Here is a 19,662-nt window from a genome sequence, read left to right as displayed (position 1 = left end):
TTAAATGATTCGAAATGACCGTATAAAAGCGTCATCCTACATTTAGCATTTAAAACTTCTTATGATGGATCTACCAAAAATAAAGGCTGATCAAATTCTACAGGTGAACTATCATCTACAAGAACTTTAACAATGGTACCCGAAACTTCCGATTCAATGTCATTAAATAGTTTCATGGCTTCTATAACGCAAAGCACATCCCCTTTGCCAATGGTATCCCCAACCTCAACAAAGGATGGTTTGTCCGGCGAAGGTTTTCTATAAAAAGTTCCGATTATAGGCGATTTTATGGTAATATATTTAGAATTTTCATCCGCTTCCTTTTTTACCTCTACTTCTACAGAAGGAGCCCCGGTAGGTGCTGTAGCCATCTGTTGTGGCATATGGCTTCCCATGGGAATTTGTTGAACATAGGTTGGTTCTGACGTATGACCGGCTGCCCCGGTTCTGATGGTGATCTTTATATCTTCCATCTCCAATTTTACTTCACTAGCCCCAGATTTGGCTACAAATTTAATTAAGCTTTGAATTTCTTTAATATCCATAGAGTTCGTATTAGTTTATAGGTTACTTCAGATTTATGAATTATAGGCCCATTTTAAATATATGGAGCCCCAAGTGAAACCACCACCAAAGGCCGCAAAAACCAAATTATCACCTTTTTTAAGCTGACTTTCATAGTCGCTCAACAAAAGAGGGAGTGTTGCGGAAGTGGTATTTCCGTACCGCTGTATGTTCATCATTACCTTGGAATCGTCCAATCCCATTCTATTGGAAGTGGCGTCGATAATTCTTTTGTTGGCCTGATGGGGTATTAACCAATCCACATCCTCGTGCGACAAATTATTCCGCTCCATAATCTTGGCCGCGGAATCGGCCATATTGGTAACGGCAAATTTGAAGACCGACTTCCCATCCTGATATATAAAATGTTGTCTATTTTTGACCGTTTCCTCCGAAGCGGGAAGCAAGGAGCCACCGGCATCCATTTTAAGAAAGTTCCTTCCCACGCCATCCGATCTTAAATATTCGTCCTGAAGGCCCAAGCCTTCGTTATTTGGCTCAAAAAGTGCAGCACCGGCTCCATCCCCAAAAATTATACAGGTAGTTCTATCGGTATAATCTATTATAGAGGACATTTTGTCGGCCCCGATAAGCAATACCTTTTTATATCTTCCGGATTCTATATAACTGGCCGCCGTAGACATCCCATATAAAAAACTGGAACATGCAGCTTGCAGGTCGTAGGCGAAGGCGTTGGTTGCCCCAATTTCCGATGCCACGTAAGCAGCGGTTGCAGCAACCATCATATCTGGAGTTGCAGTGGCAACAATAATGAGCTCGATATCTTTGGGGTCCAATTTTCGTTTTTCCAGAAGTTGCTCCGCGGCTTTAATCGCAAGATAGGATGTTCCCAGACCCTCACCCTTTAGGATTCTCCTTTCCTTGATGCCCGTCCTGGTCGTAATCCATTCATCATTGGTATCTACCAAGGTCTCCAAAATCTTATTCGTCATTACAAAGTCTGGCACATAAGACCCTACAGCGGTAATTGCAGCTGTTGTTTTGCTCATCTAAATTTGATTTTTATCAATAAACCTCCAAAAACAATTGAAAATTTGTGAAAATTAGTGATTTTATATGACTTTAGGTTCAAAAATACCTTGTTTTTGAAATTTACGTCGCCTTCATAAAAAAACTCCCACTCTTAAGAAGTGGGAGTCCAAATTATATTGTTTTAGCTAAAATTATGCTACTGCTTCCTCAGTTTTGTCGATCAAAACCTCTCCACGATAGTACAATTTGCCTTCATGCCAATGAGCTCTGTGAAACAAATGCATTTCTCCTGTAGTTGGATCTTGTGCTACAGTAGGAGCTACCGCCTTGTAATGCGTTCTCCTCTTGTCTCTTCTGGTTTTGGAAATTTTTCTTTTAGGATGTGCCATTATGAAACTTATTTATCCGTTAATAATTTTTTTAAAGCGTCCCACCTGGGATCAATATCTTCTTTGTTTTCCTTTGTATCTTTTGGTTGAAGTTCTTCCAGCTTGTCCAACACCTCCGATTGCAAGGTGCCGTCCAACACTCCGGGATGAACCTTTTTAAGGGGTACCGACAATACCAGCATTTCATAAACATACTGTGCAATATTGATTTGGTATTCACTGTGGGGAATAATCAATATTTCATCATTGTCATTGTTGTACTCATCACCAAACTTAACAACCAATTCCAAATCGGCCTTGATTTTTTGATCATAAGGTTCGCTGGTAAGGTCACAAGCAACATTTACTGTTCCCCGTGCCTTCATTTCCAACTCCATCATGGTACTCATTTTATTCAAGGTAACGTCTAATTTAATATCCGCACCGTTGAACTCATCATACTCAAAAGACTCAAAGAACGCATTCTCAATGGTATACTCAAACTCGTGTTTTCCCTGTTTCAGTCCTGAAAAAGGAATAATAAACTCCTTATGCTGCATCATGATCCACACTGGTTTTAACGTACCCGCCGCAATAAAGGCGGGTGCAAAGATACTATTATTTTATAAAAAGCCAATAAATAGAAAGAAATAAATACAGCCCAAATAAAATTACCTCAAATCATTGATCCATTGCACGGTAGCCTACTTTATAGAAGCAAGACTAAGCCTGTCTTTTTAACTTGTGCTTTTTTAAGGGATTCCCTGTTAATTCTTTATATTCCTGCCTATTTTTAAATATATGTAGCGCCATAAACACGGCCTCCTTAAACGAACTATTGTCTGCAACCCCTTTCCCCGCAATTTCATATGCCGTTCCGTGGTCTGGGGAAGTACGCACTTTATTTAGTCCTGCGGTAAAGTTTACCCCTTTCCCGAAGGATAAGGTTTTAAACGGTATTAGCCCCTGATCATGATAGGCGGCCAAAATAGCGTCAAAATTTTTATAATTGTCAGACCCAAAAAAGCTATCCGCAGAATAGGGTCCAAATACCAAATGCCCTTTTTCGGACATTTCTTTGATTGCCGGTCTTAGGATCTCGTCATCTTCCTTTCCGATTACCCCATTATCGCCACTGTGGGGATTAATTCCCAAAAGTGCAATTTTAGGTTTCCCAATTCCAAAATCCATCTTTAAGGAGTTCAAAATAGTAGTGATTTTAGAGCGTATCAACTGCGGGGTAATACTGGCCGCAACATCCTTTACCGCAACATGATCGGTAAGCAGCCCAACCCTTAGCCCATCGGCCACCATAAACATTAGGCTTTCCCCTTCCAATTCTTGGGCCAAATAATCCGTGTGTCCGGGAAATTTAAAATCCTCTGCCTGTATGTTGTTCTTGTTGATCGGTGCAGTGACCAAAACGTCTATCTCATTACTCTTTAGGGCCGCCACTGCAGCCTTAAGCGATTCTATGGCATAATTCCCACTCTCAGGGGTTGGCTCCCCAAAATTAACAACAGGGGTTTCCTTCCACACGTTCACTACATTTATCTTTCCGTCTATTGCTTTGGAAGCATCTTGGATGCCATTATAATTTATTTCCAGACCCAGCTCCGATTTTTGGTGGGAGACCGTTTTATTGGATGCAAAAATAACCGGTGTGCAGAAATCCAACATCCGGGAATCCTCAAATGTCCTAAGCACCACTTCGCACCCAATCCCATTTAAATCCCCAATGGATATCCCCAATTTTATATGTCCGGTTTCCTGCATTTTGTCTTTTCGTTTAATATGAAATAAACCCTTAAATTTACAGCACAAAACTACTTAATTAAAACGACACATGTTTACTGGGATTATTGAAACTTTGGGAGAAATAATAAAATTGGAAAAAGAGGGGGGCAATCTTCATATTACCTTAAGATCCAAGATTACCCAAGAACTAAAAATAGACCAAAGTGTTGCACATAACGGAGTTTGTCTCACAGTCGTAAAAATTGCCGCTGACCATTATACAGTAACCGCCATAGAGGAGACCCTGGACAAAACCAACTTGAACGATCTTCAGGAAGGGGACCTTGTAAACCTGGAGCGTGCCATGGTACTGGGAGCCCGGTTGGACGGCCATATTGTACAGGGTCACGTAGACCAAACGGGGGAATGTACCGATATTAAAGAAAAGGATGGCAGTTGGTTCTTTACCTTCCGTTATGATCCTATGAAAAATAACGTTACTATAGAAAAAGGATCCATAACCATAGACGGTACCAGTTTAACGGTAGTGGATTCCCAAAAAAACAGTTTTAGTGTCGCCATAATCCCCTACACCCATGAACATACCCGGTTTGGAAGTTATGTTATAGGGACACGGGTCAATCTAGAGTTTGACGTAATAGGCAAGTACGTTTCCCGGTTATTGGAAATCAGAGGTTAAAGAAGAAGAAACCGGATCCCGGAACCTCCCTTGCAATAAAAAAAAGATTCCAGCAGCATATCGGATTAGAACATTTATCTCAATAATGACCCCATTTACTTTCCCGAACAGCCATTTTTGGTGCCAACAGCGCAAAGATCTATGACTATACCTTAATAAATATCCCTTTTTTATACAGGATATAGGCCAAAAGCACATAGAACGCCGCTACGGAAAGTCCATACAGCAAGGAAGAGGTTTCCATAGCCATAAAATCGTGTACGTATAGGGTCTTGAACAACCAACCGTGCACCGAAGTCTCCCCGTCCACTTTTATGGAATAAAACAATTTGGAAATAAAACTGGATAAAAAATACACCGTTATGGCATTGGCCCCCGCATATTTAAATATACTACCGAACCTGATCTTCTTTACATCGGACAGATAATAGATCAATGCCAGGAGCATATTGGCCCATCCTGCAGTAACCAATACAAAACTACTGCTCCATAGCGCCTTGTTAATTGGAAAAACGAAATCCCAGATATGACCTACGACCAACATTAAAATTCCCATTCCGAAGAGCAACAATTCCTTTTTTGCCTTTTTGGAGCGCAGCACAAGTCCGGTAAAAATGCCCATTAATGCAGTAGCAATAGACGGCAAGGTACTCAATAAGCCCTCAGGGTCATAATCTGCTTTATAGCTATGTGTCCCAAATACGAGTACATCTAAATAATTGGCCAAGTTGTTAGGGGCACGATCAAAGGTAGGTGCCACTCCGTTGACCGGCACATAGCCCATCAGCAACCAGTACCCTATCAAGAGAAAGGCACAGATACCCACCAAGGCTTTCCATTTAAAATTGATAAATAAAATCGAGGCGAAAAAGAATACAACACCAATACGTTGCAGCACCCCGGGGAAACGTATTTTTTCAAAATCCTTAAAGAAGGGAAAATAAATGGTAAACGCTCCCAAAAAGAGGCCCAGGCCTATTAATTTTAAGGCCCTTATTGTAATTTTTTTATAGGTGCCGGAATCCACTGCCCTATTTTGATACGAAAAAACGATGGAACAGCCCACTATGAAGAGGAAAAACGGAAATACAAGATCGGTTGGGGTATATCCGTGCCAGGGAGCATGTAAAAAAGGAGCGTACACGTGGGACCAGGTTCCAGGGGTGTTTACCAATATCATAAGGACAATGGTAAGCCCCCTAAAGATATCCACGGATACTATTCTATTCTGCATGTTCATGCCTGGTTATGTTCCTAATTTCCTATTATAAGACCTTCCCCTAAAGGATATGGTCCTTCATCTTATTCCAAGCCCTTGACAATAAGAATCCGGACACCACGGCCACAACGGTCAGAACAAGTGCACTGCTAGTCTTTCCATATATCCAATACCCAGTGGCAAACATACAGGAGTAGATTAATACACACCCTAGCAACATGGCAGTGATACCAGCGGGAACACTCCATTTTTCTTTGGTGTTCACAATCTCCACATTTTCGTCTTTCGCTTCCTTGATCACTTTGGACCATCCTGGCCCTCCGGGTTGTATTTTTTTATAAAAATCCTGTAATACCTGTTTTGATTCTGGCTGGGTCATATAGGTTGCCGTCAACCAAATAATCGTAGTAACCAGAACTACAAAAGGATATTCCGCCCAATCTGGGAAAACACCGGTTTCAGCAGCAAATAAGAAGGGACCCACCGCCGTTAATTTTAAGATAATGGAGATTATTCCCGAGGCAAACATGGCCGTAATCTCGCTCCATGCATTGATCCTCCACCAGAACCACCTCAAGATAAATATAAGTCCGGTTCCCGCACCAAATACCAACAACACTTCGAACAATTGCAAGGCATTCTGCAAAAGCAGGGCCAATGCTGCACTAAATACCATTAGTATAACCGTTGAAATTCTACCAACGGCCACCAATCTTTTCTCGGAAGCGTTAGGGTTTATCTGTTGTTTATAGAAGTCATATACAATATAGGAGGAACCCCAATTCAATTGGGTAGAAATAGTACTCATATAAGCCGCAATAAGGGAAGCCAACACCAATCCCAATAATCCACTGGGCAATTTGGTCAACATGGCGGAATAGGCCAGATCATGACCCAGTTTATCTACTGCCACGTTAGGGAAAGCCTCATGGATACTAGCTATGTCCGGATAAACGACCAAAGAGGCCAAGGCAACCAAAATCCATGGCCACGGACGTAGTGCGTAATGCATTATATTGAAGAAGAAAGTTGCGCCTATGGCATGATTTTCATTTTTGGCAGCCAACATACGTTGTGCGATATAACCGCCACCGCCAGGCTCCGCCCCTGGATACCAAGAACTCCACCATTGTACTGCAAGCGGGATAATAAATAGGGTTATTAAAGCATTTGTATTGCTAAAGTCGGGCACAATGGAAAGTTTATCCACTACATGTTCATTGGCCATCAGGGCAGTTATACCACCAACTTCCGGAATATTCACCAAATAGTAGGCTGCTCCTATGGCACCGCTCATCGCTACAAAAAACAGTAAGAAATCTGTATAGACCACTCCTTTAAATCCGCCCAAAGCACTAAAAATTACGGTAATCAAACCTGCACTCACCACGGTTACCCATGGTTCCAGACCCAACATAATACCGCCAATCTTAATGGCTGCCAAGGTAACGGCAGACATGGTGATCACATTAAATATCACCCCCAAATAAACCGCCCTGAATTTTCTTAAAAAGCTTGCCGGTTTACCCCCATAGCGAAGTTCATAAAATTCCAAATCCGTATTGACATTGGATTTCCTCCAAAGTTTGGCATAGACAAAAACAGTAAGTAGCCCGGTCAGCAGAAAAGCCCACCATACCCAGTTTCCTGAAACTCCATTGGTACGCACTATATCGGTCACCAGATTGGGCGTGTCCGTAGAAAAGGTGGTGGCTACCATGGAAAGCCCCAATAGCCACCATGGCATGGTTCTACCGGAAAGGAAATATTCCGATGAACTGGCCCCGGATTTCTTGGAGACATAAACTCCTATAAATAAAACGATCGAGAAAAAAACGACAATAAAACTGTAATCGAGGGTACTTAATTCCATCAGTTTGGCTTAGGTTTGAGAATTGAAAGCTAAAGATAATTTTTTTTGGGATATTTTTGCCCTTTGTTCGCCAAATGTCACATATGATACTCTTAATAACACTAGATATAACCGTAACGGCATGGGTACTTGCCCTAACCGCCGCATTTGTAATAGGGATTTCGAAAGCTGGGATCAAGGGAATCGCTATCATTAATGTTACGTTAATGGCATTGGCCTTCGGGGCCAAGGAATCAACAGGGCTGATCGTGCCCCTGCTTGTTTTGGGGGATGCCTTTGCCGTAATTTATTACAATAGACATGCACAGTGGAAGTATATAGCGGCATTTTTACCCTGGATGATCCTGGGTGTACTAATTGGGACGGCCATTGGAAAGGATTTGCCGGAAACCACTTTTAAGATCAGCATGTCCGTCATAATATTGGGAACGGTTATCATGATGTATTGGTGGGATAGAAAAAAATCCAAAAACGTGCCCACCCATTGGGCCTTTGCCGGATTTATAGGAACTATGGCGGGGATTACTACCATGATAGGCAATTTGGCCGGAGCCTTTTCCAATATCTATTTTTTGGCTATGAGATTACCGAAAAACGAATTTATAGGAACTGCGGCATGGTTATTTTTTATAGTAAACATCTTTAAACTGCCCTTCCATATTTTTATATGGAAAACCATCACTCCAGAAACCCTGTTAATCAATCTAAAATTGGTGCCCGGAATTATTCTTGGGATTATTGTTGGGGTACGACTGGTGAAAATTATAAAAGAACAGTTCTATCGCAAGATGATTCTGGTTCTGACGGCCATTGGTGCTTTTTTGATTCTTTTCAGATAAACAAAAAAAGCCGGTGCTATGCACCAGCTTTTCAACTAGACTAACTCAAACTAATACTAACTCAAACTTTTCAAGACAAAAATCGCATTAATAAACCGTCCCGAGGTTAACTAAACTATAAGCTAACATTACCAAAACTAAACTACTCCTTTTGTGCAATAAAATTACATGTCTGCCGACAAAGGAAGGGCTGCTTTTGCTGGCCAGGCAAGGGTTTTGGAACAGAATGAAATTACTTGACAAGAACCGGATGATAAATTGGCAGTGAGCAGTGTGCCGTGGGCAGTGAAATCCATTTTTTGCCAACTGTAAACTGCTACTGCCAACTTTGCTAGATAATGAAAGCTTCGGACCTGTAGGAAATGCTGTATCTCCCAACCCCCTAAACTCCGGTCTTACATTTTATCCATTTCCTGATAATTATCATATTCCAAGAATTTATTTCGTCTAAAATTTGTCGATCCATATTTGGACCGTCCTACAACATGGAAACTTCTTGTGCATTTATAGCGGTTTTAATAGGAATAGGTCCGGCAAAAAATAAAAAATGACAAAACATAACTTTCATATCCCGGTCATGGGAATTGGATTCACCATAGATACCCCCCTAAAAGTTGCCCATAACGGTATCGATTCGGTAATTTCCTTGGTCGATGACATCCTAATTGAAAAATTAAGGAAAATGTACTGTGAAAAATTTGAACTTCCCTATCAGGAAATTTCGGATAAATTGGAAGATTTCAGGGCCAAAAGAATTACGAGTTACCTCAACTTGATCAATGACTTGGCCCACAAAAAATTTGAAGATCTCATTAATTCTGTCCACAACACGGGAAAAGAAATCAAGGAATATTTAAGTCTCCTACCCAATGCCTCCCATCTAAAGGATGAATTTGAAAAACTGACTTCCAATGATTTCAGTGCTGTGGAAATTAAAAAATGGGTAAGGGAAAATTTCTCCATGGGCAGCATCGATGTCAATATTATGACCAAAGTGGACAAGGAAAACTTTATTAAAAAGGTTAAACTACCTACTGAATTTAATGATGCCCATGCAGCCTTACGGGGTTATGCCAATAGTGAATTAATTTCCTCCCTTATTCTTTCCGCTGGGATGAACCCCCGACTTTATAGCTATCTTGAAAGTTTTAATGATTTTTTTCCGGACGCTGACGGCAATATCAAAAAGAAAATAGTCCTAAAGGTAAGTGATTATAGATCGGCACTTATACAAGGAAAGTTTTTGGCCAAAAAAGGAATTTGGGTATCGGAGTATAGGATAGAATCCGGCCTAAATTGCGGGGGACATGCCTTTGCCACCGACGGCTACTTAATGGGCCCTATTCTGGCGGAGTTCAGGGACAACAAACAAGCCTATATCAATGAAATCCATGATATTTTAATTCCGGCACTTGCCAATAAGGGCCGCGAAGTGCCCAGACAACAACTTTCCTTAAAAATAACCGCCCAGGGAGGTGTTGGTACCGCTGAGGAACACCAATTTCTTATGGATCATTACAAGGTGGATTCTGTAGGTTGGGGAACCCCATTTCTCTTGGTTCCGGAGGCCACTACAGTAGACAGGGCTACCATGGAGAAATTGGTCGCCGCCAAGGAAGAGGATTTGTACTTAAGCGATATCTCCCCATTGGGAGTGCCCTTCCATAATCTTCGTGGAAACACCAAGGATTTGGAAAAGTTTAAAAATATAGATAAGAATCGCCCAGGAAGTTCCTGTCCCAAGAAATTTGTGGCCCTGAACAAGGACTATTCGGAAAAAGGACTCTGTACCGCCTCCAGGCAATACCAACATTTGAAAATTAAGGAGTTGGATGAACAAGGTTTAACTGAAAAGGAATATGCCGAAAAATTCAATAAAATAACAGAGAAATCATGTACCTGTGTAGGTCTTGGCACCTCGGCCCTAATAGCTTACGGATTGGATACCAAAACCGAAGGACCAGGGGTTTCCATCTGTCCGGGACCTAATATGGCCTATTATTCCAAAATAATGGCCTTAAAGGAAATGGTAGACCATATTTACGGGCGTGGCAATGTTATTTCGAGAACCGATAGGCCCCATATGTTTATTAAGGAACTCGGTATCTACTTGGACTATCTTAAAAATAGAATTGAGGAATCCAGGGAATCCATGAATAAGAAGCAAGAGAAATACCTCTTGACCTTTACCCACAATTTAAATGGAGGCATTGCCTATTACCAACAACTATTTGGCAACCTTAGGGGACCATTTGAAAATATAAAAATGGCCGTTCTAGCGGAATTGACCCAAGCATCAAAAACCTTGGAAGGCTTTAAACAAGAGATAGAAGCACTTTCTTTGTCGGAGGTGTAACTTTTTTCATGGAAACACAATAGGCTCTCCTTCAAAAACATGATTTTTTAGTTGGACCTTCATGGCCTCTATTACTGTTGGGGCTACCTGATGGGTATGTAATTGTTCCTGAAAAGTAATCTCGCCCAAAGGGCTTATTCCTTTTCCAAAAACTACCAACCATACTTGATCCGCCCCTTTTATATCACTGCCATGGCCTTTCCAGGTATCCAAGGGTTGGGTGCCCCTACCGTGGTCCGTGGTAATAATAAAGGTGGTATTGTCCTTATAAAAATCGTCCTGTTGTACAAACTGCCATAACTCCTTGATTAAACCATCGGTGTTATGAGCAGAATTTAGGTAGGCCCCATAATCCCCGTCATGGGCAAAATCATCGGTTTCCCCATAGGCTATATACACCAATTTCGGATGTTCCTTTTTCATATGCTCCAAGGCATAATGGTGGGTAAATGCATCCAAACGCACAGACTCCCATGGACTTGGAATTTGCTGTTGCAGCCGATTTAGGAATATTTCCCTATCTGTTAAGCCTTTCCCTTTGGCAAGCTCAAAACCAGCATTGACGGGTACTCCAGAACGCTCCTCGTTTACAATAAAAGCAAATACGTCCCAGCTGCCAAAAGCGGCCACTTTACCTTTGTATTTAGGTAAATTATTTACCCTTTCCAAAATGGTTGTATTGGGATTGTTTATTTTCTTATTGCTGGTAATGCGCTTATCGTCCACAGCACCTGTTAGGATCTCGTTATATCCGGGATAGGAAAACCACATGGTATTGGTTAAATTTACCTTACTGCCTGCATCTCTGTTGCCATGGAGTTGGCCTATCTTGGAAATATCGTTCCAAAAAAATGGCATTAATAACGATCTTTTCTCTTCTAGGGTCGCCCTCCAAAATTGTGATTTCAATGCCGTAGTATCCCCAACATAATCCTTGTTTGCGACCAATAAGGGATCGGCACCCCTAAAAAGTTCCTGCCACCTAAAACCGTCCAAAGTGATAAGGACTACATTAGGAGTTGTTTTTTCTTGTGCGATTATGGAGCCAAAACACCCCAAGAGCAATAGAAAAACTAATTTTTTTTTAAAATTCTTCATAGTTGTAACTCGAGGTTAATGCTTAATTAATTGTCTTAAAACTGGCCGTTTGGGACCAATCGCTCCAATTCAAATTTTGATCCCGGTAGCGAACCCTCCAATAATAGGTGGTTCTGGGTTTTAATCTGTTTGTTTTTTCATCGGTAAGGTCATCATGCTTTTGCCTGTTTTCCTTGTAGTACCAATTTTCATATTGTTTCCAGCTGTCAAAAATTGGTTTTTCAAAGTCATTGCTCTCCGCAATCTGCCAATGGGAGGCTGCATGGAAAGCATTGCTAAAGGTGCTGTTGAAATTGCCTGCTTTTAAGGTGGTTCCGGTAAAATTGACCGTTTCGTTATTGGGTGAGATAACACTGGGTGCCCCGGGCTTTCTTTCATTTTTATAAATGACAATACTGTCCCTAAGTTCATTTTTCCGCTCCAACTCCTCGTTCCCCTGGCTAATTCTCTTAATGGTAAACTTAGGGTCTTCCTGACTACCATCTACTTCCACCATCACAAAACCATATTCGTCCTGGGTTACCGTAAATTCATCGTAATCCCTGCCTTCAAATTCGCCCCAATTATCAATGGCCCCTCCGGCTGAGGCAACGTTGATCCATAAGTGTTTGTGATCCTTGGACTGACCCCTGGAATAGCCGTGGGTATGCCCAAAAAAATGAATGCTAGGCTTCCCGGTCTTGGTGGTAAAGGCTTCCAAAAGGGCTACCACCTTTCCTGTAAAATCTTCTTCCCCCGGAATCCAAAGTTCCGATTTATGGGGATGGTGCAATTGTGCAAAAACAAAATCAACCTCCTCGCTCTTGGCGGTTTCGTCCAAAAGCTTTTGCAACCACTCATACTGATCCCTACTGTTATTATAGCCATCGTTGGAATTGAGCCCAATAATCCTAGTATTGCCATAGTCCTTAAACCACCAATGTTCAGCATATGCAGGCGTGCCGTTTTCAGGGAGACTAAAGTATTTAAAATAGAAAACAGAGTTCTTTTCGTGATTTCCCAATACAGGGTAGACCGGCACCTCGGCAAATAATTTTTCGGCCGGATTAAAAAAATGGTCTTTCCACTGGTAATATTTGGTACCATTCTCCACCAAATCGCCCGGGATCATTACCATGGCCAAATTATTCGGAAGCTTGCCCCCGAACTCCTTTTCCAAATATTGCAAGATGCCATCATTGACCACTTCGGAAAATTTATTGGGATTATTGTGGTCTATTTGCATATCGCTCATAGCCACAATTTTGAAAGACTCATGGTCACTGGCAAAAGGAGGGGTCTTAAATTGAAATATATCCGAAACCATTTTTCCTGTTTTTACACGGTAATAGTATTCGGTAAAGCGCTGCAGCCCTTCCAATTTAACCTCATGGATGCGGGATTCACTAAAATTGATGTCATACGCCATGCCCTTGGTCCTCTTACCCAATTTAGGAGTTGATCCCCATTCCACCAGGCTTTCTTCACCCGCTGAAGTTTCCCACATAATTTTAATGGAATTGGGTTCCGCATCCTGTAGATAAGGTTGAATTAAAATTTCTTCTTTAACATTTTGGGCACCTCCCATTAAATGGAATGCCATGATTAAAAACAGTGCTACTTTAATCTTAATTTTCATTTTTTGATCTATATTTTTCAGTTGATTACATCCATAATTGATTTTACTAAATATCCTTAAGATCTCGACTCCCCGCCCGAACGGGCCGTTCGGTACGGGCGGGCGCTCGACCTGACATTCTCTTTTTAATTACGAATGTACAATGGCCAAACTCTCATCCAGTATGTCCAGGGCTTTTTTCAATTCCTTTCTGCTAATGGTCAGTGCCGGTGACAATTGCAGAACATTTCCGGCAGAAACCTTATAGCTAAGGCCACGCTTTAAACATTCGTACATGACCACTTCTGCCTCTTCAATAGCCTTTTCCTTGGTTTTTTTATCCTTCACCAATTCCAACCCCCATAATAGCCCCATACCTCTAACATCACCAATAAGGGGGTATTTTAATTGCAATGCGGCCAAAGCGGATTTAAGGTACTGCTCATCTTCCTTGACCTTTTCCAAAATATTTTCATTTTCCAAAAAGGCAATGGTGCCCAGACCCGCTACAGCACCCAACGGACTTTTTTCATGGGTATAGTGCCCAAGTGAAATATCCCCAAACTTGTTGTATCCATCCCTGGTGACAATTGCCGCCTGCGGAAATATTCCCCCGCCCAAACCTTTTCCTATGCACAAAATGTCAGGTTCAATATCATAATGTTCAAATACGAACATTTTACCGGTTCTTCCCAAGGCTATCGGAATTTCATCAAGAATCAACAAAACCCCGTATTTGTTGCAAAGTTCCCTTGCCTTCTTCCAAAAGTTTTTGGAAGGCAATTGCACATCCGTATTCCTGATGGTCTCCGCAATAAAAGCACCTATATCACCTTCCTTGGAAAACACATATTCCAAATATTCCAAACATTTATCCTCATTGTCCTCAAAAATTCCGCGATAGGTTATTGGAGGAGGAATGCGCTCCACGCCCGGCATTAAAGGCCCCATAGATTCCCTAAAAACGGCTTCCCCACCTACGCTAATGGCATCCAAGGAGGCCCCATGGAAAGAGTCCCAAAAAGAAACCACCTTAAACCTGCCCGTAACGGCCCTGGCCAATTTTAGCGCTATCCCTATGGAAGAACTTCCGTTGGGCGTTAGAAGTACCCTATTAAGGTCCGATGGCATCAAGGAGGCCAACTTCTCGGCAAAATCAATGGCCGGAATATTGGTATATCTCCTTGGGGAAAAAGGCAACACCCTTAATTGCTCAATAATTTTTTCTATAATCTGTGGATTGGCATAGCCTACTTGGTGTACATTATTACCATGGAAATCGAGATATTTTTTTCCTGATATATTTTCAATATAGGGACCCTCGCAAGCCTGTAACACATCCAAACAAGGAGTGGACAAGGACTGATGCAGAAAATATCTGGCATCCCTTTCTAAAATCTCCCTGGTCTCCCCACTTATCTGCGAATCCATCCATGCCCCACGTGCCGGAGTAAAATTAATATCTCCTTCGGTTTTTTTGTTCTGGGCAACAATACCCAAATTATCTTGCTTCATAAGGTCCGTATTTTGCTATTATTTCCCGTTCTTTTGTATCGTCGTTAAGGATGTATATGTCATATTGGCTTCCCTGGTCATACACGCGGATTACAATATGGCCGTTTTGACTTTTATATTGGTTCAATTTATCGCCAATCACATCCTTGTTGGCCTGTAACATTACCGTGGAGAACAGATCGCGCTCTCCGGGATATAGGGCCTTGGATGTTATTCTCCTGAGCACTTCCTCTCCAGGGTGGTCCGATGACCAATTCTGTTGGACCCAAACCCTTGGTCTAATTGTTTTTACAAAGAACGCATTTTGGGAATCCCTATTCCCGTGGTGGTTCAGAGTGGCCACATCCACTGGCCCAATAACCGGTGCCACATGGGATTCCAAGGCGTTTAAATCTGTTTGTCCCAAAGCATCCACTCCGCTTATATCTCCCCCGGTAAAATAATCGAACCCTCCATAGGTGATTTTAAGACATACACTTAAGGGGTTCTCTCCGGGATACTCCCCTTTGGAAAATAAAGAAAAGTAATCCTCTTTAACTCCTGTCCATATATCTCCATTAACGGCAATATTACGAACTTCAAAATTGGGATATTTATTAGGTGATTTTTTTAAATGGATTTGATTCATAGCCCCAGGTTTTATGGTTTCGTATATCATACCATCCTCCTTGATATGATATTCCATATACCTCCAATATTCTTGCAAGGTCTCTATAATACTATAGGAATCATTGGCCTTTATTTCCTTTTGCACCAATGTGTTCTTTAAATCGATTGGATAATCGCTACCACGGTCCAAGTGGGTTTTGATGGGCAATAAACTCCCTACTTCCATCATTCCCGTTAATCCATAGCCCCCTTTGGGATGTCTTTTCCTTTTAACATCCATTTCACCAAAATGATCGTCATGGTAATGGGTAATTACCCCATAATCCAATTGTAAAGCTTTATTTTCTGGAAAAAATTGATGTACATAATCCACGATCCATTCCGGAGCCGTTTTGGAATTATCAGGTTTTTGAACAGCATTTCTGGCAGACAGGGTTCTTGGATGGGTTTCGGACATGTCCCCTGCATCCAACAAAAGAGTGGTAGCATCGGGAAAAACAAAAAAAGCGGCATCCCCACGACCGGTATTTATATGGTGAATATCCAACATCCCCTCTTCCCAAGGAGGTAATTGCCCACCTTTGTCTTGGGCTGCTACCACCATCATGGACAAAAAAAAGAATATCAGTTTCATTGACTATCTGTTTACTGTTATTTTTATCTGAAGTGGTTTAAAAATTTTGTTATACACATTTCAATTACTTTAAAATGGTGGTGGAAAGTACTTGTTTGGGAGTGTTCCCAGTTTGATAATCCACATTCAACCATCCGCTTCCGCCCCCGTTAAACCAAACTACTACCAACGGATAGCTTCCCGGTTTTAGGGTAATACTGCCACTCTTTTCAACTACCCCGTGATCCCCATCATTATCCACTACCAATTTATTATCTACCCATAGTTTACTACCATCGTCAGAATTGGTGTAAAAGGTAAACCGCTCTTCCTTTTCTACCTGAATTGTAGTACTGAATCTTACCGCGGTATTACTTTTAATTTCCTCCTTAACCTCGTCAGAAGTAATTTCAAAACAAGTTCCCTTGGCATCCGGTTTTTTATTTTCCAAACTGGGAATGCTGGTCAGGTTTTCCAAATAGAATAACTCATATGAAATGGGAGGTGCCATGGTCTTATTTTTTATTCTAAAAAAGGCCTCAGAGACCATACTCGCAATTTTTCCGTTTCTAAAAATAGCACCTTTAACAACCACATTTTCAGTAGTCCCGACAGCCTCGGTATATAAAGTGGAATTTGCGCTGGGCATGGAACCATCCAAGGTATACCTTATCTCACCCGCCCTGTTGGTATTCTCCATAATAATGGTCGTGCTGTCATCAAATAGGCCTCCCGCCTTTTTATTGAGTTCGGCCGCAGGTAGAATAGTAGGTTGTTCCAGCCTTTCCGCAATTGGATAATCATCTCCAAGTTCAAAACCTTCAAAGGCATTTTTTACAGGTCTGCCAATCCACGCCATAGGCGTTTTTATTCCTAAGGCAAAGGCCACCGTAGCTGCATTGTCATATTGATATACCGGAAATTTAAGCATATGGTTCTTCTTGACCGATTTTCCCCATAAGATAAAAGGAATTTCTATTTCCTGTAAAGATTCCCCTCCATGTCCTTTGCCCAATCCACCGTGGTCTGCGCTTATAATTACCAATGTTTCATCGACCATTCCGGATGCCTTGATAGCTGCCATTACTTCCGCTAGCATGGCATCCGCTTTTTCCACGGATTTATAATATTCCGGACTGCCATGACCGTATTCGTGTCCGCCATGATCCACATGATCAAAATGGATAAAAGTGAAGGTAGGTTTTTTCTCTTTGATATAGGCACTGGCCAAGGCGGCAGTTTCATCTTCAGATTTTGAATTTATATCATAATCCACCGCACCTTTTTCAAACAACCGTCCAAATCCCGACCAATGATAAATAGCACCGATTTCCGCATTTTCCTTTTGGTCATTTATCAGTTGAAAGATGGTAGGAAAAAGAAAATCCTCACTTTGGGTAATTGTCGGCAATACAAAATTGTTCTTTTCCCAGCTATTGGAAGTAATTCCATGCTGCTCCGGACCTGCACCCATTATCATGGTCGCCCAATTGGTACTTGAACTGGTGGGCAATACGGCCCTGGCATGCATGGTAGAGGCCCCTTCGCTGATAATCTTATCAAAGGTAGGGGTAATCGCCTTCTGCAAACCATTGGGACTCAATCCGTCAAACCCTATGACTACTACATGTTTTACTTTGGGTCCCTGCTCCTGTTCCTTATTATTGCACGACCATAAAGAACATATGGCAAGCACTGTAATTATAGTGCGAGGCATTGACATTCTGGCGAAAGCCATTTGAAAAGTGGCCGCAATGGTATTAAAAGTGGTGGTTTTTGATACAAAATTTGTTTTGCACATACTCTTAGGCTATTTTAAGTTTATTATCCAATGTAAATATCATGTGACTAAGTTAAGTTAAAAAGTTAATAATATTAAATTTTTGTAACTATAACTATAATTTATTAATGAAAAAAAATTGCCGATACCGTACAAAGTATATTCCTTACTATCATAATTAATTCTACTTAGTAAACCTAAAAAACAAGGCCACAGCAAATTTCTGCTATGGCCTTGGACAAATTTTATAACAGCTGAGTTTCTGTATTACTGATCAAAATAGGCAATAGGCCTCCAAAATCTGTTCAATACCGAAAATTATTCCAACCACCAGGTAATTTCCCGGATCTTATCGTTCCCTGCCCCAAATTGTCTTTCAATGGCAGTGGCTACATTTGAAGCATTATTGTTGTACTCAGAATTAGGATAGATCCATCGGGTTGGGGGTGTGGCCCCCGGTAATTGTGCAAATGCCGGATAGCCTGTCCTTAGGTGATCAAAATAAGCCCTCCATCCTGTCTGCAAAAAGGAAGTAAAGTATTTCTGGGTCAAAATTAGCTCCAATTTCTCTTCAGTGGTCATGCCATTATCAAATACCACCTCTGCCCCCAAAAGATAGGTGTCGGCGTCCGCAGGCTCCACAAAAGCCTCAAAATTCTTGGCATAGGTATTATAAAAATCGAAAGAGGATTTTACCCCATTCTCATAGTGTGCTTTAGCCTCGGTAGTGATCCATCCACGGACGGACGCCTCGGCCAATATGAATTCCAGTTCCCAATACCCCATTAGATTATGTGGCTCGGTGGTAGGGTCTGTAGTATATCTCAAGTTTACCTTGGAAACATCCCCTGCGGCCGCCTTGTCGTTTACCTCGGCATAAGGTGCCAAGGGATCCCCACCTTCATATGCCATAAAATCGTCCAGGGCCAAGCCTGCTTCCTTGGCGTTTTTGGTCTGTCCACAATAAACGAACAACCTTGGGTCCTGTCTGTCCTGAAGCATTTCTATGAAAGTTGAGGACATGTACATTCCTGAACCATAACCGCTGGAATTGAATTCGGTATACCTACTTCCCTCCTCGTCCAAAAAGACCAGCTGGCCATTGTCCTCATTGGACATCATTATTGGGTCATTATTGTATATACCGTTGAAGGAACTTATAATGTTCAAGTCCGTATCTCCCTCCTTTTTTGAAAGGGTCATCAGCACCTTTAACCTAAAGGAATTGACCAATTTTTGCCATTTGGCCGTATTCCCGCCAAAAATAATATCCCCGGCAATAATGTTGGTATTCCCCTCCAAAAGATCATTGGCTTCCGACAATTCCTTCAAGATACCCACAAACACTTCTTTTTGGGTATCATACTTGGGCAAATACTGCCCCCCAATTTCCCCTTTAAGGGCTTCACTATAAGGAATATCGCCAAATGTAAGGGTCAGGTTATAAAAGTAATATGCCCTAAAAAATTTGGACAGGGCCATATATTCATCACTTTCTATACGCTCTGCCTCCTGCATCATTTTGGTGACCTCTCCCAGCAAATTATAGTCATCAAAACTAGCACGGTCCCAACTGTAATATTGGCCACTGTTCTCCCCATCGGTCTGCACCAAGATACGTGAGGCGTATAAGGCCCCGGTACCATTGACCCTAAATGCATTGCTTGCAATATTGGTCAATAACAATTGTGGGTGCGTTTCACTAACATTATTAGGGTTGTCGTTCAATTCTGTAAGGTCTTGACATCCGCCTAGGGATATCAATACTATTAGTCCGATTAAAATTCTTATTTTTTTCATT

General features: G+C 41.6%; 16 protein-coding genes. 3 read left to right on the top strand and 13 right to left on the bottom strand.

Annotation, left to right across the window (positions count from 1 at the left end):
• Positions 1 to 59: 59 nt before the first annotated feature.
• The 5 genes from accB to pdxA all read right to left on the bottom strand — a co-directional run bounded on the left by accB (position 60) and on the right by pdxA (position 3,701).
• Complete coding sequence (accB, locus tag D0S24_RS17950) at positions 60 to 545, bottom strand: acetyl-CoA carboxylase biotin carboxyl carrier protein (protein WP_117021201.1); 486 nt, start codon at positions 543 to 545, stop codon at positions 60 to 62.
• 33 nt (positions 546 to 578) lie between these two features.
• The gene (locus D0S24_RS17945; RefSeq protein WP_117021200.1) at positions 579 to 1,574 is read right to left on the bottom strand and encodes a beta-ketoacyl-ACP synthase III; all 996 of its coding nucleotides are present in this window, start codon (positions 1,572 to 1,574) and stop codon (positions 579 to 581) included.
• Between the two features lie 174 nt (positions 1,575 to 1,748).
• A complete protein-coding gene (gene rpmF / locus D0S24_RS17940; RefSeq protein WP_031445940.1) occupies positions 1,749 to 1,946 on the bottom strand; it encodes a 50S ribosomal protein L32 in 198 nt (65 codons plus the stop codon).
• 8 nt (positions 1,947 to 1,954) lie between these two features.
• Positions 1,955 to 2,488 carry a DUF177 domain-containing protein gene (locus tag D0S24_RS17935; RefSeq protein ID WP_117021199.1) on the bottom strand — a complete coding sequence of 178 codons (534 nt, stop codon included), beginning with the start codon at positions 2,486 to 2,488 and terminating at the stop codon, positions 1,955 to 1,957.
• A gap of 160 nt (positions 2,489 to 2,648) precedes the next feature.
• On the bottom strand, positions 2,649 to 3,701 hold the full coding sequence (pdxA, locus tag D0S24_RS17930) for a 4-hydroxythreonine-4-phosphate dehydrogenase PdxA (protein WP_117021198.1): 1,053 nt from the start codon (positions 3,699 to 3,701) through the stop codon (positions 2,649 to 2,651).
• A gap of 70 nt (positions 3,702 to 3,771) precedes the next feature.
• On the opposite strand from pdxA, the gene D0S24_RS17925 reads away from it, so the two are divergent.
• Positions 3,772 to 4,362: a riboflavin synthase gene (locus tag D0S24_RS17925; protein WP_117021197.1), complete on the top strand. Its 591-nt coding sequence runs from the start codon at positions 3,772 to 3,774 to the stop codon at positions 4,360 to 4,362.
• Between the two features lie 145 nt (positions 4,363 to 4,507).
• On the opposite strand, the gene D0S24_RS17920 is transcribed toward D0S24_RS17925, so the two are convergent.
• Positions 4,508 to 5,596, bottom strand: coding sequence for an acyltransferase family protein (locus tag D0S24_RS17920; protein WP_117021196.1), 1,089 nt, complete (start codon positions 5,594 to 5,596; stop codon positions 4,508 to 4,510).
• Positions 5,597 to 5,642: 46 nt separating this feature from the next.
• A complete protein-coding gene (locus D0S24_RS17915) occupies positions 5,643 to 7,454 on the bottom strand; it encodes a sodium:solute symporter family protein (protein ID WP_117021195.1) in 1,812 nt (603 codons plus the stop codon).
• Positions 7,455 to 7,537: 83 nt separating this feature from the next.
• Here D0S24_RS17915 and D0S24_RS17910 point away from each other — a divergent pair, with 83 nt between their 5' ends.
• Complete coding sequence (locus tag D0S24_RS17910; protein ID WP_117021194.1) at positions 7,538 to 8,293, top strand: sulfite exporter TauE/SafE family protein; 756 nt, start codon at positions 7,538 to 7,540, stop codon at positions 8,291 to 8,293.
• Between the two features lie 547 nt (positions 8,294 to 8,840).
• Positions 8,841 to 10,649: a hypothetical protein gene (locus D0S24_RS17905; protein WP_117021193.1), complete on the top strand. Its 1,809-nt coding sequence runs from the start codon at positions 8,841 to 8,843 to the stop codon at positions 10,647 to 10,649.
• Positions 10,650 to 10,655: 6 nt separating this feature from the next.
• Here the strand turns inward: D0S24_RS17905 and D0S24_RS17900 are convergent, their stop codons facing one another.
• From D0S24_RS17900 to D0S24_RS17875, 6 genes are all read right to left on the bottom strand, one after another.
• The gene (locus D0S24_RS17900; RefSeq protein ID WP_117021192.1) at positions 10,656 to 11,747 is read right to left on the bottom strand and encodes an alkaline phosphatase family protein; all 1,092 of its coding nucleotides are present in this window, start codon (positions 11,745 to 11,747) and stop codon (positions 10,656 to 10,658) included.
• A gap of 22 nt (positions 11,748 to 11,769) precedes the next feature.
• The gene (locus D0S24_RS17895) at positions 11,770 to 13,365 is read right to left on the bottom strand and encodes a fibronectin type III domain-containing protein (protein WP_251795825.1); all 1,596 of its coding nucleotides are present in this window, start codon (positions 13,363 to 13,365) and stop codon (positions 11,770 to 11,772) included.
• Between the two features lie 129 nt (positions 13,366 to 13,494).
• Positions 13,495 to 14,859, bottom strand: a complete 1,365-nt coding sequence (locus D0S24_RS17890) for an aspartate aminotransferase family protein (RefSeq protein ID WP_117021191.1) — start codon at positions 14,857 to 14,859, stop codon at positions 13,495 to 13,497.
• Positions 14,846 to 16,102: a hypothetical protein gene (locus tag D0S24_RS17885; RefSeq protein ID WP_147321477.1), complete on the bottom strand. Its 1,257-nt coding sequence runs from the start codon at positions 16,100 to 16,102 to the stop codon at positions 14,846 to 14,848. Before D0S24_RS17885 ends, D0S24_RS17890 begins: the two co-directional genes overlap by 14 nt.
• A gap of 64 nt (positions 16,103 to 16,166) precedes the next feature.
• Entirely contained in the window at positions 16,167 to 17,882 is a 1,716-nt protein-coding gene (locus D0S24_RS17880; protein WP_117021189.1) for an alkaline phosphatase family protein, read from the bottom strand.
• Between the two features lie 297 nt (positions 17,883 to 18,179).
• The gene (locus D0S24_RS17875; protein ID WP_117021188.1) at positions 18,180 to 19,661 is read right to left on the bottom strand and encodes a SusD/RagB family nutrient-binding outer membrane lipoprotein; all 1,482 of its coding nucleotides are present in this window, start codon (positions 19,659 to 19,661) and stop codon (positions 18,180 to 18,182) included.
• Between the last annotated feature and the right edge of the window lies 1 nt (position 19,662).

Source organism: Arenibacter sp. P308M17 (assembly GCF_003426735.1).
GTDB lineage: Bacteria > Bacteroidota > Bacteroidia > Flavobacteriales > Flavobacteriaceae > Arenibacter.
The sequence above is the reverse complement of the archived record's forward strand: the minus strand, read 5'-3'. Positions and strand labels throughout refer to the sequence as shown.

Coding starts and splice junctions, on each gene's coding strand:
- D0S24_RS17895 (WP_251795825.1), bottom strand. CDS start 13,365: ATGAAAATTAAGATTAAAGTAGCACTGTTTTTAATCATGGCATTCCAT.
- D0S24_RS17905 (WP_117021193.1), top strand. CDS start 8,841: ATGACAAAACATAACTTTCATATCCCGGTCATGGGAATTGGATTCACC.
- rpmF (WP_031445940.1), bottom strand. CDS start 1,946: ATGGCACATCCTAAAAGAAAAATTTCCAAAACCAGAAGAGACAAGAGG.
- D0S24_RS17880 (WP_117021189.1), bottom strand. CDS start 17,882: ATGTGCAAAACAAATTTTGTATCAAAAACCACCACTTTTAATACCATT.
- D0S24_RS17925 (WP_117021197.1), top strand. CDS start 3,772: ATGTTTACTGGGATTATTGAAACTTTGGGAGAAATAATAAAATTGGAA.
- D0S24_RS17875 (WP_117021188.1), bottom strand. CDS start 19,661: ATGAAAAAAATAAGAATTTTAATCGGACTAATAGTATTGATATCCCTA.
- D0S24_RS17890 (WP_117021191.1), bottom strand. CDS start 14,859: ATGAAGCAAGATAATTTGGGTATTGTTGCCCAGAACAAAAAAACCGAA.
- D0S24_RS17885 (WP_147321477.1), bottom strand. CDS start 16,102: ATGAAACTGATATTCTTTTTTTTGTCCATGATGGTGGTAGCAGCCCAA.
- D0S24_RS17915 (WP_117021195.1), bottom strand. CDS start 7,454: ATGGAATTAAGTACCCTCGATTACAGTTTTATTGTCGTTTTTTTCTCG.
- D0S24_RS17910 (WP_117021194.1), top strand. CDS start 7,538: ATGATACTCTTAATAACACTAGATATAACCGTAACGGCATGGGTACTT.
- pdxA (WP_117021198.1), bottom strand. CDS start 3,701: ATGCAGGAAACCGGACATATAAAATTGGGGATATCCATTGGGGATTTA.
- D0S24_RS17945 (WP_117021200.1), bottom strand. CDS start 1,574: ATGAGCAAAACAACAGCTGCAATTACCGCTGTAGGGTCTTATGTGCCA.
- D0S24_RS17900 (WP_117021192.1), bottom strand. CDS start 11,747: ATGAAGAATTTTAAAAAAAAATTAGTTTTTCTATTGCTCTTGGGGTGT.
- D0S24_RS17920 (WP_117021196.1), bottom strand. CDS start 5,596: ATGCAGAATAGAATAGTATCCGTGGATATCTTTAGGGGGCTTACCATT.
- accB (WP_117021201.1), bottom strand. CDS start 545: ATGGATATTAAAGAAATTCAAAGCTTAATTAAATTTGTAGCCAAATCT.
- D0S24_RS17935 (WP_117021199.1), bottom strand. CDS start 2,488: ATGATGCAGCATAAGGAGTTTATTATTCCTTTTTCAGGACTGAAACAG.